The organism is Palleronia abyssalis, from assembly GCF_900302445.1.
GTDB lineage: Bacteria > Pseudomonadota > Alphaproteobacteria > Rhodobacterales > Rhodobacteraceae > Palleronia > Palleronia abyssalis.
Window position 1 is genome coordinate 385,312 of record NZ_ONZF01000001.1, and the last position, 14,252, is coordinate 399,563.

The 14,252-nt window shown below is 66.8% G+C and carries 15 protein-coding genes; 14 read left to right on the top strand and 1 reads right to left on the bottom strand.

Features of this window, described 5'->3' with window-relative positions; all coding sequences use genetic code 11:
• Positions 1-8: 8 nt before the first annotated feature.
• Genes PAA8504_RS01980 through PAA8504_RS02015 form a run of 8 tightly spaced genes read left to right on the top strand, consistent with a single transcriptional unit; the run spans position 9 to position 9,494 of the window.
• Positions 9-2,078 (top strand): 3-hydroxyacyl-CoA dehydrogenase NAD-binding domain-containing protein, encoded by a 2,070-nt coding sequence (locus PAA8504_RS01980; protein WP_108892466.1) that lies wholly within the window; start codon positions 9-11, stop codon positions 2,076-2,078.
• Positions 2,075-3,250: an acetyl-CoA C-acyltransferase gene (locus PAA8504_RS01985; RefSeq protein WP_108892467.1), complete on the top strand. Its 1,176-nt coding sequence runs from the start codon at positions 2,075-2,077 to the stop codon at positions 3,248-3,250. The genes PAA8504_RS01980 and PAA8504_RS01985 overlap by 4 nt, the downstream gene beginning before the upstream one ends.
• Before the next feature lie 14 nt (positions 3,251-3,264).
• Positions 3,265-4,461 carry an acyl-CoA dehydrogenase family protein gene (locus tag PAA8504_RS01990; protein ID WP_108892468.1) on the top strand — a complete coding sequence of 399 codons (1,197 nt, stop codon included), beginning with the start codon at positions 3,265-3,267 and terminating at the stop codon, positions 4,459-4,461.
• A 1-nt stretch (position 4,462) separates the two neighbouring features.
• The gene (locus PAA8504_RS01995) at positions 4,463-5,584 is read left to right on the top strand and encodes an acyl-CoA dehydrogenase family protein (RefSeq protein WP_108892469.1); all 1,122 of its coding nucleotides are present in this window, start codon (positions 4,463-4,465) and stop codon (positions 5,582-5,584) included.
• Complete coding sequence (locus PAA8504_RS02000; protein ID WP_108892470.1) at positions 5,581-6,003, top strand: PaaI family thioesterase; 423 nt, start codon at positions 5,581-5,583, stop codon at positions 6,001-6,003. Before PAA8504_RS01995 ends, PAA8504_RS02000 begins: the two co-directional genes overlap by 4 nt.
• Entirely contained in the window at positions 6,000-6,785 is a 786-nt protein-coding gene (locus PAA8504_RS02005; RefSeq protein ID WP_108892471.1) for an oxepin-CoA hydrolase, alternative type, read from the top strand. Before PAA8504_RS02000 ends, PAA8504_RS02005 begins: the two co-directional genes overlap by 4 nt.
• Entirely contained in the window at positions 6,782-8,281 is a 1,500-nt protein-coding gene (locus PAA8504_RS02010) for a class I adenylate-forming enzyme family protein (RefSeq protein WP_108892472.1), read from the top strand. Before PAA8504_RS02005 ends, PAA8504_RS02010 begins: the two co-directional genes overlap by 4 nt.
• A gap of 1 nt (position 8,282) precedes the next feature.
• On the top strand, positions 8,283-9,494 hold the full coding sequence (locus PAA8504_RS02015; protein ID WP_108892473.1) for an acyl-CoA dehydrogenase: 1,212 nt from the start codon (positions 8,283-8,285) through the stop codon (positions 9,492-9,494).
• 59 nt (positions 9,495-9,553) lie between these two features.
• Here PAA8504_RS02015 and PAA8504_RS22675 read toward each other — a convergent pair whose 3' ends face one another.
• A complete protein-coding gene (locus tag PAA8504_RS22675) occupies positions 9,554-9,685 on the bottom strand; it encodes a hypothetical protein (protein ID WP_281259929.1) in 132 nt (43 codons plus the stop codon).
• A gap of 195 nt (positions 9,686-9,880) precedes the next feature.
• On the opposite strand from PAA8504_RS22675, the gene pcaC reads away from it, so the two are divergent.
• Genes pcaC through PAA8504_RS02045 form a run of 6 tightly spaced genes read left to right on the top strand, consistent with a single transcriptional unit; the run spans position 9,881 to position 14,206 of the window.
• Entirely contained in the window at positions 9,881-10,261 is a 381-nt protein-coding gene (pcaC, locus tag PAA8504_RS02020; RefSeq protein WP_108892474.1) for a 4-carboxymuconolactone decarboxylase, read from the top strand.
• On the top strand, positions 10,258-10,974 hold the full coding sequence (pcaH, locus tag PAA8504_RS02025; RefSeq protein WP_108892475.1) for a protocatechuate 3,4-dioxygenase subunit beta: 717 nt from the start codon (positions 10,258-10,260) through the stop codon (positions 10,972-10,974). Before pcaC ends, pcaH begins: the two co-directional genes overlap by 4 nt.
• Entirely contained in the window at positions 10,974-11,579 is a 606-nt protein-coding gene (gene pcaG, locus PAA8504_RS02030) for a protocatechuate 3,4-dioxygenase subunit alpha (protein ID WP_108892476.1), read from the top strand. The genes pcaH and pcaG overlap by 1 nt, the downstream gene beginning before the upstream one ends.
• Positions 11,572-12,399 carry a 3-oxoadipate:acetyl-CoA acetyltransferase gene (locus PAA8504_RS02035; RefSeq protein ID WP_108892477.1) on the top strand — a complete coding sequence of 276 codons (828 nt, stop codon included), beginning with the start codon at positions 11,572-11,574 and terminating at the stop codon, positions 12,397-12,399. The genes pcaG and PAA8504_RS02035 overlap by 8 nt, the downstream gene beginning before the upstream one ends.
• Positions 12,396-13,178: a 3-oxoadipate enol-lactonase gene (pcaD, locus tag PAA8504_RS02040; protein WP_245897489.1), complete on the top strand. Its 783-nt coding sequence runs from the start codon at positions 12,396-12,398 to the stop codon at positions 13,176-13,178. The genes PAA8504_RS02035 and pcaD overlap by 4 nt, the downstream gene beginning before the upstream one ends.
• Entirely contained in the window at positions 13,175-14,206 is a 1,032-nt protein-coding gene (locus PAA8504_RS02045) for a 3-carboxy-cis,cis-muconate cycloisomerase (protein ID WP_108892478.1), read from the top strand. The genes pcaD and PAA8504_RS02045 overlap by 4 nt, the downstream gene beginning before the upstream one ends.
• The last annotated feature ends 46 nt before the right edge of the window (positions 14,207-14,252 follow it).

Genomic DNA, 14,252 nt, shown 5'->3' on the forward strand with positions numbered 1-14,252 from the left:
AGACGCCAATGACCGACCCAGTCACCTACGATACCGAAGGCAAGATCGCGATCGTCACCGTGAACAACCCGCCTGTGAACGCCCTGGGCTTTGCCGTGCGGCAAGGCCTGGTCGATGCCTTCGACCGGTTCGACGCGGATGCCTCGGCAGAGATCGCGGTCCTCGTAGGTGCCGGTCGGCTGTTTCTGGGCGGGGCGGATATCTCGGAATTCGGCAAGCCCATGAAGGACCCTCAGCTGCCCGGCGTCGTGAACCGGATCGAGCGCACCGCGAAACCGGTCGTGGCGGCAATCCATGGCGCGGCACTGGGCGGCGGTCTCGAGGTCGCGATGGCTTGTCATTACCGGCTTGCCTTTTCGGGGACGAAACTGGGGGTGCCTGAAGTGACGCTTGGCATCCTGCCCGCCGCCGGGGGGACGCAGCGCCTTCCCCGCTTGGCCGGGATGGACGCCGCGCTCGAGATGATCTCCTCCGGCAAGCCGGTCGCGCCGGAAAAGGCGCAGGTCTGGGGCCTGATCGACCGCATCGTGTCCGAAGGGGACCCTCGTCTTGCCGGCATCGCCTATGCCGAGGAACTTCTGGCCGAAGGCGCAACGCCCCGCCCGACCTCCGCGATGGAGGCCGCGCCGGCCACAAGCGACGCCGAGACCTGGGACCGCCTGATGCAGGATCGGTATCCCGGGCAGGCCGCGCAGCGCCATGCCGTTCAGGCTGCGTTCGGGGCCGTGACCCTGCCCTTCGAAGACGGGTTGAAGGAAGAACGGCGGCTGTTCCTCGACCTGATGGAAAGCCCCCAGCGCGAGGCCCTGGTCCACGCCTTCTTCCTGGAACGGCGCGTGTCCAATCTGCCCGACCTGAAGGACATCACCCCGCGCGAGATCGCCAGCGTCGGCATCGTCGGCGGCGGCACGATGGGGTCCGGCATCGCCACCGCCTGCATCTTGGCCGGCCTGCCCGTAACGCTGGTCGAAACCACGGTGGAGGCGGCCGAGAAGGCGTATCTGGCCGTGTCCAAGAACCTCGACGGGGCCGTGAAGCGCGGCAAGATGAGCGACGCCGCGCGCGCGGCGGCCGATCTGACGACCACCACTGAATACGAGGCGCTTTCTGAAGCCGACGTCGTGATCGAGGCGGTGTTCGAGTCCATGGACGTCAAGCGGCAGGTCTTCGACCAGCTTGACCGCGTGATGAAGGACGGCGCGGTTCTGGCGACCAACACGTCGTACCTGGATGTCAACGAGATCGCCGCAGGCACCAAGCGCCCCGAGGATGTGATCGGGCTGCATTTCTTCTCGCCCGCCCATGTGATGCGCCTGCTGGAGGTCGTCGTCGCAGACCGCACTTCGGCCGAGGTGGCCGCGACCGGTTTCGCGCTTGGCAAGAAGTTAAAGAAGATCGCGGTGCGGTCCGGCGTTTGCGACGGGTTCATCGGCAACCGCATCCTGTCGCATTACCGCTCGGCCGCGGACGAGATGATCCTGCAAGGCGCCTCGCCCTACCAGATCGACGCCGCGCTGGAACGTTTCGGGTTCGCCATGGGGCCGATGAAGGTGGCCGATCTGGCCGGGCTCGACATCGGGCACATGACGCGGCAGCGCAAAGGCCCCCAGCCCGGCGTGGTCAATCCCGACTGGGCCGACCGCATGCACGAGATGGGGCGCCTGGGCCGCAAGTCCGGCCGCGGATTCTACATCTACGGTGACGACGGCCCGCAGGAAGACCCCGAGATCCTGAAGATCATCGATGAGGTCCGAGAAGCGCACGGCATTACGCCGAAGGAGTTCACGGACCAGGATATCTGGGAACGCTACATGACCGCCATGGTCAACGAGGCCGCCCGCGTCGTCGGTGAAGGCATCGCCAAGCGGCCGCAGGACGTCGATGCGGTCCTTCTGTTCGGCTACGGGTTCCCGCGCTGGCGGGGCGGGCCGATGATGTATGCCGATCACGTGGGCCTCGCGACGATCCGCGACCGCATCGCGCGTTATGGCGAAGAAAACCCCGAGTTCTGGCAGTCAGCGCCGCTGATCGAAGAGCTCGCCCAATCCAACCGCAAATTTTCGGAGTTGAACACATGAGCCGTGCCGTCATCGTCTCGGTCGCCCGGACCCCCATCGGGAAGGCCAATCGCGGCGCCTACAATTTGACCCACGGGGTCGATCTGGCCGGACACGCCACGAAGGCCGCGGTCGAGCGCGCCGGGATCGATCCCGCCACCATCGAGGACTCGATCTGGGGCTGCGGCTATCCGCAAGGCTCGACCGGGCGCAACATCGCGCGGCAGGCGGTGATCCGCGCCGGGCTGCCGGTCTCCATCGCCGGAACCACCGTGAACCGCTTCTGCGCCAGCGGCCTGCAAGCCATCGCGCAGGGGGCGCACGCCATCACGGCCGAGGGCGCGAAGGCCATCCTTGCCGGCGGTGTGGAATCGATCAGCCAAGTCCAGCCGCCCCCCGACGAGTCCCCGAACCCCTGGATCATGGAGCACAAGCCCGACCTCTACCTGCCGATGATCGACACCGCCGACATCGTGGCGCAGCGCTACGGCGTCAGCCGCGAGGCGCAGGACGAGCTGGCCTATCAGTCGCAGATGCGCACCGCCGAGGCGCAGAAAGCAGGCCGCTTCGACGCCGAGATCGTGGCGATGGACGTGGTGCAGTCGGTCAAGGACAAGGCCACGGGCGAGACCGCAGAACAGTCCCGCCGGATCGAGATGGACGAGTGCAACCGCCCCCAGACCACGCTGGAGGGGCTGCAAAAACTGGACCCGGTGCGTGGCGAGGGCAAGTTCATCACCGCGGGCAACGCCAGCCAGCTGTCCGACGGCGCCGCCGCGCTGGTCCTGATGGACGAGAAGGAGGCCGAGCGTCAGGGGCTGGAGCCTCTGGGCGCCTTCCGCGGCTATGCCGTCGCAGGCTGCGAGCCCGACGAGATGGGCATCGGCCCGGTCTTCGCCGTGCCCCGCCTGCTGGAACGCGCGGGCCTGTCGGTGGACGACATCGACCTGTGGGAGCTTAACGAGGCCTTCGCCTCGCAGCTTCTCTATTGCCGCGACAAGCTGGGGATCCCCAACGACATCCTGAACGTCAACGGCGGCTCGATCTCTGTCGGGCACCCGTTCGGCATGACAGGCGCGCGCATGACCGGTCATATCCTGCACGAAGGCCGCAGGCGCGGCGCGAAGCTGGGCGTCGTGACCATGTGCATCGGCGGCGGCCAGGGGGCCGCGGGCCTTTTCGAAATCTTCTGAAGGAAGGACAGACCATGGACCTGAGCTATTCTGAAAAGCACGAGGCATTCCGCAAGGATCTGCGCACCTTCCTTGACGAGAAGTTGCCCAAGCGCCTGTCCGACAAGGTGCGTCTGGGCCAGCGCCTGACCAAAGAGGACATGGAGGAATGGCACGCCATCCTTCAGACCCGCAACTGGCTGGCCGGACACTGGCCCGAGGAATACGGCGGCTCTGGCTGGGACGCGGTCGAGCGCCACATCTTCGAGGAGGAGACCACCCGGGCCAATGCCCCGCGCATCCTGCCCTTCGGCATCATGATGCTGGGACCGGTGCTGATGAAGTTCGGCAGCGAGGACCAGAAGGCACACTGGCTTCCGCGGATCCTGAACGGCACCGACTGGTGGTGCCAGGGCTATTCCGAACCGGGCGCGGGGTCGGATCTGGCGGCGCTGAAGACCACCGCCGAACGGGACGGCGACCACTACGTGGTCAACGGCCAGAAGACCTGGACCACCCTTGCGCAATATGCCGACCACATCTTCTGCTTGGTGCGCACCGGCAAGGACGGCAAGAAGCAGGAAGGGATCAGCTTCCTTCTGATCGACATGGACGACCCCGGCATCGAGGTGCGCCCGATCTATCTGATCGACGGCGGGGCCGAGGTGAACGAGGTCTGGTTCAAGGACGTCCGCGTTCCGGTTGAGAACCTCGTGGGCGAGGAGAACCAGGGCTGGACCATCGCGAAATACCTGCTGACGCATGAGCGGACGAACATCGCCGGTGTCGGCTTCGCCACCCAGGCGCTGGAGAACCTCAAGAGGATCGCCGGGCTGGAGCATCAGGCGGGCAAGCCGCTGATCGAGGATCCGCTGTTCGCGGCAGAGATCGCGCGGCTGGAAATCCAGCTGATGGCGATGGCCACGACGAACCTGCGCGTCGTCTCGGCGGCCGCCGAAGGGAACGCACCGGGGGCCGAAAGTTCGATGCTGAAGGTGAAGGGCACCGTCATCCGGCAGGAGCTGAACGACCTGACCCGCCGCGCCTGCGGCCCCTACGCCATGCCCTTCGTCTCCGAGGCGCTGGAGGCGGGATCCAATGTCGAACCGGTCGGCCCCGACTATGCCGCGCCGGTGTCGGGCAAGTATTTCAACAATCGCAAACTCTCGATCTATGGCGGATCGAACGAGGTGCAAAAACAGATCATCGCCAAGATGAAACTGGGGGCCTGAGATGGATTTCACCCTGACCGAAGAACGTCAGATGTTGCAGGACGGCTTGCGCCGGATGCTGGCCGACAAGGTGGACCCCAAGGCCGTCGCCCGCGGCGATACCGCCTGGAGCACCGAGACCTGGGAGGCGCTGGCCGAGATGGGCGTGATCGGCGCCCTGTTTTCCGAAGACGACGGCGGCTTCGGCGGCGCGGGCTTCGACCTGATGGTGGTGTTCGAGGAGATGGGCCGTGCCGGCGCACCCGAGCCGCTGATGGAGACGCTGATCGCCGGCGGCCTGATCGCCGAGCTTGGATCGGATGCGCAGAAGGCGCATCTGGACGCGGTGATCGGCGGCGCGGTGCAACTGGCCTTCGCCCATTCCGAACCGGGCGCCCGGTTCGACCTTGAACGGGTCGCGACCGAGGCGCGGCAGGACGGCGACGGCTGGATCCTGACGGGGCGCAAGTCCGTGGTCGCGAACGGGGGCGAGGCCGATTACATCGTCGTCTCGGCCCGGGTGTCGGGCAACACGGGCGACCGTGACGGTCTGGCCCTGTTCCTGGTGCCGAAGGGCACAGAGGGGCTGGACCTGCGCGACTATCCCCTGACCGGCGGCGGCCGTGGGGCCGAGATCGCGATGGAGGACATGCGCCTGCCCGCGGATGCGCTTCTGGGCGAGGCAGGCCACGCCTTCCCTGCGATCGAACGCGCCAATGCCCGCGCCGTCGCCGCCCAGACCGCCGAGGCGCTGGGCCTGATGGAACGGATCAAGGACCTGACGGCCGACTACCTGCAACAGCGCACCCAGTTCGACAAACCGTTGATCAAGTTCCAGGCACTGGCCTTCCGCATGGCCGACGTCCTGATCGAGATCGAGCAGGCGCGGTCCGCCGTCATCAACCTGTGCGGGCATCTGGATGCCGACCGCGAGACGCGAGAGCTGCACGTCTCGGCCACGAAACAGCTGGTGGGGGAAACCGCCAAGCTGGTGGTCGAGGAGTCGATTCAGATGCATGGCGGCATCGGGATCACCCAGGAATACGACCTGGCGCATTTCGCCCGCCGCCTAACGATGGTGGAACACCGGTTCGGCGACGCGCTGTTCCATCTGGGCCGCTTCTCGCGGTTGCGCATGGCATGAGCGGGACGGACGGCATCATCCGGGACGAAACCGGCACGCAGCGCACGCTGGGCTACGTGCTGGACGTCTCGCGCGGGGACGGGCGCGCGCGCTGCACCCTGACGCTGGACGACCGGCACACCAACCGCCACGGGATGCTGCACGGGGGCTTGGCGGCCGTCATGCTGGACAACGCGATGGGGGCCACGGGATCGCTATCGGTGGATCCGTCGGGCTTGCACCCGATGCTGACGCTGTCCTTGACGACGAATTTCCTGTCCTCGGGCCGGGTCGGCGACACGTTGACGGCCGAAGGCTGGATCACCGGCGGCGGGCGCAAGACGAAGTTCATCGACGGCCGCCTGACGGCCGAGGACGGGCGCGTGGTGGCGACCGCGACGGGTGTCTTCAAGCCGATGCCAACGGGGTCGAAGACATGACCGCGAGGATCGAGACCGACCACCACGCGTTGATCGTCTGGAACGAGAATACCAATCGTCGCAACGCCCTGACCCCCGCCTTTTACGACGCGATCCAAGAGGGCTGCGCACGTGCGGAGGGCGAGGCCGGGATCGGGGCCGTCATCATCGCCGGTGCGGGCGGGTATTTCTCGGCCGGTGGTGACCTGAACGCGCTCAAGACCCGCGCCGAGTTGCCAAAGCGCGAGCGCGCCGAGAAGATCGAACGTCTGCACGACGCCATCCGCGCGGTCCGTCATTGCCCCGTTCCCGTGATCGCCGCGGTCGAAGGGGGGGCTGCCGGGGCCGGCTGGTCCATTGCCGCCGCCTGCGACATGATCGTCGCGGCGCGCGGGGTCGAATTCCGCGCCGCCTACGTGCGCGCGGGCCTCGTGCCCGACGGCGGGTTGACCGCGACACTTGCCGCGACGCTGCCGCCGGCCACCGTCCTGCCGCTTCTTCTGAGTGGGGAGCCGATCACGTCCGACCGCCTCCACGCCCTCGGAGCGGTGTCCGAGCTTTGCGAAACAGGCGAAGCGGTTGCGCGTGCCGCGGTGCTTGCCAACGCCTTCGCACACGGTCCGCGCGAGGCGCAGACGCGCATCAAGAGGCTGGCACACGCGGCGTATGAGGGCACGCTGGCAGCCCAGTTGGACGCGGAACGCGACGCCATGGCCCGGGCCCAAGGCGGGCCGGAAGCGGCCGAGGGGATCGACGCCTTCCTGTCGAAACGGAAACCGGACTACGAGAGGTTCCGAAAGTGACGCCCATCCACGATCATATTGACCGCCATGCCGACGACCGGCCCAATGCCCCGGCGATGAGGGATTCGACCGGGATCGTGCTGGATTGGTCCGCCTATCGCGCCGCAACCAAAGAGGCGCGGGACTATCTGGCCGATGCCGGGGTCGGCCCCGGCGATCGGGTGATGATCGTCGCCGAGAATTGCGCCGCCCTTGCCGCCCTGATCTTCGGGGTCAGCCGGCTTGGCGCCGTGGCCGTTCCGGTGAACGCCCGCATGAAGGGGGCCGAACTGGCCAAGATCGCGGGCCATTGCGAACCGAAGGCGACGATCTACACCGTGGCCGCCTCGCCTGATGCCCGGATCCATGCCGAAGCGGCCGACACCACCGTGCGCGACACTGCCTGCGGCGAGGTCATGCTGGCGACTGCCCCCGACGCGCGGGCCGAGCCTGCGTCCGATGTCGCCGTCCTTCTTTATACCACCGGAACCACCGGCGATCCCAAGGGGGTCATGCTGACCCACGGCAACCTGAACTATGCCGGCAAAACCTCGGCCGAATTGCGCGGCATGGGCCCGGACGAACGGCTGTATGGCGCCCTGCCCCTGACCCACGTGTTCGGGCTGGCCTCGATGCTGACGGCCGGGGCGGTCGCGGGGGCCGAGGTTCAACTCGAGGCGCGGTTCGCCCCCGACAGGCTGCTGTCGGCGCTGAACGACGGCGCGACCATCCTGCCTGCGGTTCCGCAGATGCACGCGGTGCTGATGGCCCATACCGCCGATCTGGGCATGGAAAAGCTGCAAGACGCGCAGCTGAAGTACGTCTCCTCCGGCGCGGCGCCGTTGGACCCGGCATGGAAGCGCAAGGCCGAGGTGTTCTATGGTCTGCCCCTGCAGAACGGCTATGGCATGACCGAAACCACCGCCGGGATCTGCGCCACCCGCAACCGGATCGGTGATCCCGACACCTCGGTCGGTCCGCCCCTGCCCGGCTGCGAGGTGCGGATCCTGTCGCCCAACGACGACGGCGTGGGCGAGATCGCGACGCGCGGCCCGCATGTGATGGCGGGCTATTACCGCGCGCCCGACCTGACAGCCGCGGTTCTGGATGCCGATGGATGGCTGTCCACCGGGGACCTGGGCAAGATCGACGATCAGGGGCGGCTTCACGTCGTGGGCCGCACCAAGGAACTGATAATCCGATCGGGGTTCAACGTCTATCCGCCCGAGGTCGAGGCCGCGTTGAACGACCATCCCGATGTGGTGCAAAGCGCCGTCATCGGCCGCGCGCGCGACGGCAACGAGGATGTGTTGGCCTTCGTCCAGCCGCGTCGCGCCGATCTGGACCCCGCGCAGCTTGCCGCATTTGTCTCGGGGTCGCTGTCGGCGTATAAACGGCCATCCGCGATCTTCGTCGTCGACGCGCTGCCTGCTGCCCCGACCGGCAAGATTTTGAAACATCGACTGCTTGATACCTTCGCCGCCCAGATCGCGGCCCAAGACGCGAAAGGACTCTGACATGCCCAAGGACACCACAGGCCACGGCCCCGAACTGGGCCAATTCGAATGGAGCGATCCGTTCCTTCTGGAACAGGAGCTGACCGAGGACGAGCGGATGCTGCGCGACGCCGCGCGCACCTTCGCCTCCGACGTGCTACAGCCCCGAGTCGCCAACGCCTATCGCGACGAGACGGCCGATCCCGACCTTTTCCCCAAAATGGGCGAAGCCGGGCTTCTGGGTGTCACGGTCCCCGAGGAATATGGCGGGCTGGGGGCCAGCTATGTCACCTACGGCCTTGTCGCGCGCGAGGTCGAGCGGGTGGATTCAGGCTACCGCTCGATGATGTCGGTGCAGTCCAGCCTCGTAATGTACCCCATCCAGGCCTATGGATCCGAAGAGCAGAAGCAGAAATACCTCCCCGGGCTCGCCTCGGGTGAGCTGATCGGCTGCTTCGGCCTGACCGAGCCCGACGCCGGGTCCGACCCTGCGGGCATGAAGACCGTCGCGAAGAAGATCGATGGCGGTTACGTGCTGAACGGCGCGAAGATGTGGATCTCGAATTCGCCCTTCGCAGACGTGTTCGTCGTCTGGGCCAAGTCCGAGGCGCATGAGGGCAAGATCCGTGGCTTCGTGCTGGAAAAAGGCATGAAGGGTCTGTCCGCCCCCAAGATCGGCGGCAAGCTGAGCCTTCGCGCGTCGACCACGGGCGAGATCGTCATGGACGGTGTCGAAGTCGGGGAAGAGGCGCTTCTGCCCAACGTACAGGGCCTGAAGGGTCCGTTCGGCTGCCTCAACCGCGCCCGCTACGGCATCTCGTGGGGGGCCATGGGCGCCGCCGAGGCGTGCTGGCACGCTGCCCGCGCCTACGGGCTGGACCGCAAGCAGTTCAACAAGCCCTTGGCCGGGACGCAGCTGTTCCAGAAGAAGCTGGCCGACATGCAGACCGAGATCTCGCTTGGCCTGCAAGGATCCCTGCGTCTGGGGCGGATGATGGATAACGGCACTGCCTCGCCCGAGCTGGTCAGCCTGATGAAGCGCAACAATTGCGGCAAGGCGCTGGAGATCGCGCGCGTTGCCCGCGACATGCATGGCGGCAACGGCATCTCCGAGGAATACGTGGTGATGCGCCACATGATCAACCTCGAGACGGTGAACACCTATGAAGGCACGCATGACGTCCACGCCCTGATCCTGGGCCGGGCGCAAACGGGCATTCAGGCGTTCTTCTGATCCACGGCCCGGGGGGACGGCCGCTGGTGGTCCGTCCCCCCGGAATTCTATCATTAGAGTCAAGCTAGGACACGGCCGCCCTGCACAGGCGCGGTGAGTCCGAGCGTGTTATCTGGTTGCCGGGCGGCGAGGAACGCCATGGCCCCCAGCACAATAAGCGCGGCAATCGCAAGTGCGAACCAGATGCGCATGTTCCATATCTCCGCAAGGTTACAGTAATATAGCCGACGATGTTGATGCGGGGGAGCCGTGTCGACACCCGTCGAAGGGGCAACATAGACCCATGGTCTTGGCATTCGAATTGTGCATCATGCGGCCATGATGGACACCTTTTCGATACGCCCCGCCCACGCACTGCCGACCTTCGGATCGCAGGACGCCCGTCCATGACAGATCGCCGGTCCGCAGGGATGGAGGTGCGCCGCGCCGTCCTGGGCGATGCACATGTCGACCGCGCCGAGGCGGCCAAGTCCGCATTCGATACCCCCTTCCAGGACATGATCACCGAAAGCGCTTGGGGCACGGTCTGGGCATCGGACGGGATTTCCCGGCGAGAACGGTCGATGCTGACCGTCGCCCTTCTTGCCGCGACCGGCAATTTCGAGGAGATCGCGATGCATATCCGCGCGACCGAACGCACGGGCGCCTCGCCCACCGATATCGCCGAGGCGTTGCAGCATGTCGCGATCTATGCCGGGGTGCCGCGCGCGAACCATGCGCTGAAGATCGCAAAGGAGACCTACCGCGAGATGGGGATAGAGATTTGACGGCCGAATACTTTCAACGCGACCGGCGGTGGCATCCGCCCGCCCTGACGCCCGACTACAAGACCAGTGTCGCCCGCAGCCCAAGCCTACCGCTTCTGTCGATCGAGAACTCGCTGAGCGAGATCACCGGCCCGACCTTCAGCCACGCGGCCCTGGGGGGACTGGACAACGACCTGATCCTCAATTTCACGGGCGAGCCTGCGATCGGCGAACGCACCGTGGTGCATGGCCGCGTCACCGACGAGACCGGGCGCCCGGTCAAGGGCGCGCTGCTGGAGGTATGGCAGGCCAATGCCGGGGGGCGCTACCGGCATGTGAAGGACGGGTATCTGGCCCCGCTCGACCCCAATTTCGGGGGGTGCGGACGTTGCCTGACGGACGAGGACGGGTTCTACGTCTTCCGCACCGTGAAGCCGGGCGCCTATCCGTTCCGCAACTATTCCAACTCATGGCGGATGGCGCATATCCACTTCTCGATCTTCGGGGCGGGTCTGACGCAACGCCTTATCACCCAGATGTATTTCGAGGGCGATCCCCTGCGCGATCAGGACCCCATTGCCCAGACGATCCCGGACCCGGCTGCGCTGGACCGGCTGGTGGCGCCTTTGGACCTGAACGCCTCGGTCCCGTTGGACAGCCTGGCCTATCGGTTCGACATCGTCCTGCGCGGGCGCCGGCAGACCGTGTTCGAGAACAAGCTGGAGGGCGCGTGATGCCGTTGGAATACCCAAAGGAAACCCCGGCGCAGACCGCAGGACCGTTCGTCCATATCGGCGCCATGCCCCGCATCGCCGGCTTTACCTGCTTCGATGTCGAACTGGGCCAGCAGATCGCCGGGCCGGACGTGCCGGGCGAGCGCATCGTGATCGAGGGGCAGATCCTCGACGGGACCGGCACGCCCTGCCGCGACACGATGGTCGAGGTCTGGCAAGCCGACGATCAGGGCCGCTATGCCCATCCAGAGGACCCGCGCGGCGCAGAGGTCGCGGACGGGTTCACCGGGTTCGGCCGGGCCCATACCGATTTCGACACCGGCCTCTTCAGGTTCGAAACTATCAAGCCCGGCATCGTGCCCGGCCGCCACGGTCGCGACCAGGCCCCGCATGTCAGCTTCTGGATCGTCGCCCGGGGCATCAATATAGGGCTGCATACCCGCATGTATTTCCCCGAGGACAACACCTCGACCGACCCCGTCCTGAGCATGATCGAGCAGCCGCATCGACGCGACACCCTGATCGCGGAAAGGACCGCGGACGGGCAGTACCGCTTCGACATCCGCCTTCAAGGCGACCGGGAAACGGTGTTTCTGGATGTCTGATCCCGCCATCATCTGCGTCGCGATCACCGGATCGGTCCCCACCAAAGCCGATAATCCGGCCGTCCCGATCACCGTGACAGAACAGGTTGAAAGCACGCGCGAAGCCTTCGAGGCAGGCGCCAGCATCGCGCATTGCCACGTGCGCGACGACGACGGCAAGCCGACCTCGGACCCCGGACGCTTCGCCGACCTCAAGGCCGGGATCGAGGACGCCTGCCCCGGCATGATCGTGCAGCTTTCGACCGGGGGCCGTTCGGGCGCGGGACAGGCGCGCGGCGGGATGCTGCCGCTGAAGCCGGACATGGCGTCCCTGTCCGTGGGATCCAACAACTTCCCCACGCGTGTCTACGAGAACCCGCCCGATCTGGTGGACTGGCTGGCGTCCGAGATGAAGACCCACGGCGTGAAGCCCGAGATCGAGGCCTTCGATCTCAGCCATATCTACCACGCCAAGCTGATGCACGACCGCGGGCAACTGGCGGATGTGCCCTACGTCCAGTTCGTGATGGGTGTGAAGAACGCCATGCCGGCCGACAAGCGGGTCTTCGACTTCTACGTCGAGACGGTGAAGACGCTGTTCGGCAACGTGCCATGGTGTGCGGCAGGCATCGGACGGCATCAGGCCCAGGTGAACGACTGGGCGGCGCAAGCGGGCGGTCATCTGCGCACCGGGCTGGAGGACAACATCCGCTTGGACCGCGACACGCTCGCGCCGTCGAACGCAGCGCTGGTCGAACGCGCGGCCGAGATCTGCGCGCGGCATGGCCGTCCCGTCGCGACCCCGGAACAGGCGCGCACAATCCTGGGACTGGCCGCGTGACGGGGTTCGCACGCATCGACGATTGCGTCCTTCACTACACGTTCCGCGAGGGGCGCGGTCCGGCGGTCGTGTTCCTTAATTCGTTGGGCACGGATCTGCGCATCTGGGACGGTGTGGTCGACGCACTTCCGACCGACCTATGCCTTTTGCGCATGGACAAGCGCGGCCATGGTCTGAGCGAAACGGCGCCTGGCGACATGGCCCGCTTTGCCGCCGATGCGGCCGGGTTGATGGACCGGTTCGGCCTGTCGCGGGCGCTGATCTGCGGCGTCTCGATCGGGGGGATGATCGCGCAGGAGCTTGCCCTGTCGCGCCCCGACCTCGTCGGTGGCCTGCTTCTGTCGAACACCGCCGCCAAGATCGGCGACGCTGCTGGCTGGCAGGACCGGCTTTTCCGGATCGAGACCGACGGCCTGCCCGCCATGGCCGACGGCGTGCTGGACCGCTGGTTTCCGCGCGCCTTCAAGGACGGCCACCCCGACATGGTGGCGGGGTATCGCACGATGCTCAGCCGGACGGATGCAGAGGGCTATTCCAACGCCTGCCGCGCGTTGGCGGGGGCCGATCTGCGGGACCGCGTGGGCACCATCGCCTGCCCCACCGTGGTCATCGGCGGGTCGGAAGACGGCTCGACCCCGCCCGACGTGGTACGCGGTCTGGCCGATGCCATCCCGGGCGCGGATTACATCGAAATTGGCGGCGCGGGCCACCTGCCCTGCATCCAGACCCCCGGAGACGTTGCCGCGCCCTTGATGGACCTTCACCGGCGTATTTCGTGACGGACGTCTTCGCGCACCCATGGCTGTCGGGCCTCTTCGCGGACGCGGAGGCGCAGGCGATCTGGTCGGCAGGCGGGGACCTTTCGCGCATGATCGCGTTCGAGGCGGCGTGGTCCCGCGCGCTGGGCACGAGCGGCGCGGTGGAGGTCTCCGTCGCCGAGGTGGCCGCGAAGGCCATCGAGGACTGGCAGCCCGACATGGCCCTCCTTCGGGACGGTACCGCGAAGGACGGCCTGCCCGTCCCAGCGTTGGTTCGCGCGTTGAAAGCCACCGCGGGCGATGCGGCTGATGCCGTCCACGCAGGCGCGACGTCGCAAGACGTGATGGACAGCGCGCTTTCGTTGGCGCTGGTGCAGACGGTCGATCTGCTGGCCGGACGGGTCGACGCGCTTCAGACCGCTTTGGCTAACTTGTCCGACCGGTTCGGCGGGGCCGAAATCACCGGGCGCACGCGGATGCAGGACGCCCTGTCGATCCGGGCCGGGACGCGCATCGCCGCATGGTCGTCCCCCCTGCCCCGTCATGCCGACCGCCTGAGTGAACTCCGGTCCCGGGTCGCGGTCATCCAGATCGGCGGCCCCGTCGGTGACCGGCGCAACATCCCGGAGGAACTGGTCGCAGACGTCGCGCACCAGCTCGGGTTGTCTCCCGCGCCGTGCTGGCACAGCGCGCGTGATACCGTAGCCGAAGCGGGTGCGGTCTTCGCGGGGATCGCGGGAAGCTGCGGCAAGATCGGGCAGGACATGGCGCTGATGGCCCAGGACCGCACGCTGGCGCTGAACGGCGGCGGCGGGTCTTCGGCGATGCCGCACAAGATAAACCCCGTCCGTGCCGAGCTTCTGGTCACCCTCGCTCGCTTCGCCGTAGCGCAGACTGCCGCCCTGACCGGCGCACTGGTCCACGAGCAGGAAAGGTCCGGCGCCGCCTGGGCCCTGGAATGGATGACGATACCGCAGCTGGCCGTCGCGACCGCAAAGGCTTTGGCGACCGCGGCAGAGCTTTGCGAGGATGTTGCCGGCATCGGTTGATGCGCGCCCGCCGATTTGGACCTGCGCGCCACGCGCCCTAATCTTT

Excerpts from the sequence above, each read along its gene's own strand:
- PAA8504_RS01980 (WP_108892466.1), top strand. The coding sequence starts at position 9 with ATGACCGACCCAGTCACCTACGATACCGAAGGCAAGATCGCGATCGTC.
- PAA8504_RS01985 (WP_108892467.1), top strand. The coding sequence starts at position 2,075 with ATGAGCCGTGCCGTCATCGTCTCGGTCGCCCGGACCCCCATCGGGAAG.
- PAA8504_RS01990 (WP_108892468.1), top strand. The coding sequence starts at position 3,265 with ATGGACCTGAGCTATTCTGAAAAGCACGAGGCATTCCGCAAGGATCTG.
- PAA8504_RS01995 (WP_108892469.1), top strand. The coding sequence starts at position 4,463 with ATGGATTTCACCCTGACCGAAGAACGTCAGATGTTGCAGGACGGCTTG.
- PAA8504_RS02000 (WP_108892470.1), top strand. The coding sequence starts at position 5,581 with ATGAGCGGGACGGACGGCATCATCCGGGACGAAACCGGCACGCAGCGC.
- PAA8504_RS02005 (WP_108892471.1), top strand. The coding sequence starts at position 6,000 with ATGACCGCGAGGATCGAGACCGACCACCACGCGTTGATCGTCTGGAAC.
- PAA8504_RS02015 (WP_108892473.1), top strand. The coding sequence starts at position 8,283 with ATGCCCAAGGACACCACAGGCCACGGCCCCGAACTGGGCCAATTCGAA.
- PAA8504_RS22675 (WP_281259929.1), bottom strand. The coding sequence starts at position 9,685 with ATGCGCATCTGGTTCGCACTTGCGATTGCCGCGCTTATTGTGCTGGGG.
- pcaC (WP_108892474.1), top strand. The coding sequence starts at position 9,881 with ATGACAGATCGCCGGTCCGCAGGGATGGAGGTGCGCCGCGCCGTCCTG.
- pcaG (WP_108892476.1), top strand. The coding sequence starts at position 10,974 with ATGCCGTTGGAATACCCAAAGGAAACCCCGGCGCAGACCGCAGGACCG.
- PAA8504_RS02035 (WP_108892477.1), top strand. The coding sequence starts at position 11,572 with ATGTCTGATCCCGCCATCATCTGCGTCGCGATCACCGGATCGGTCCCC.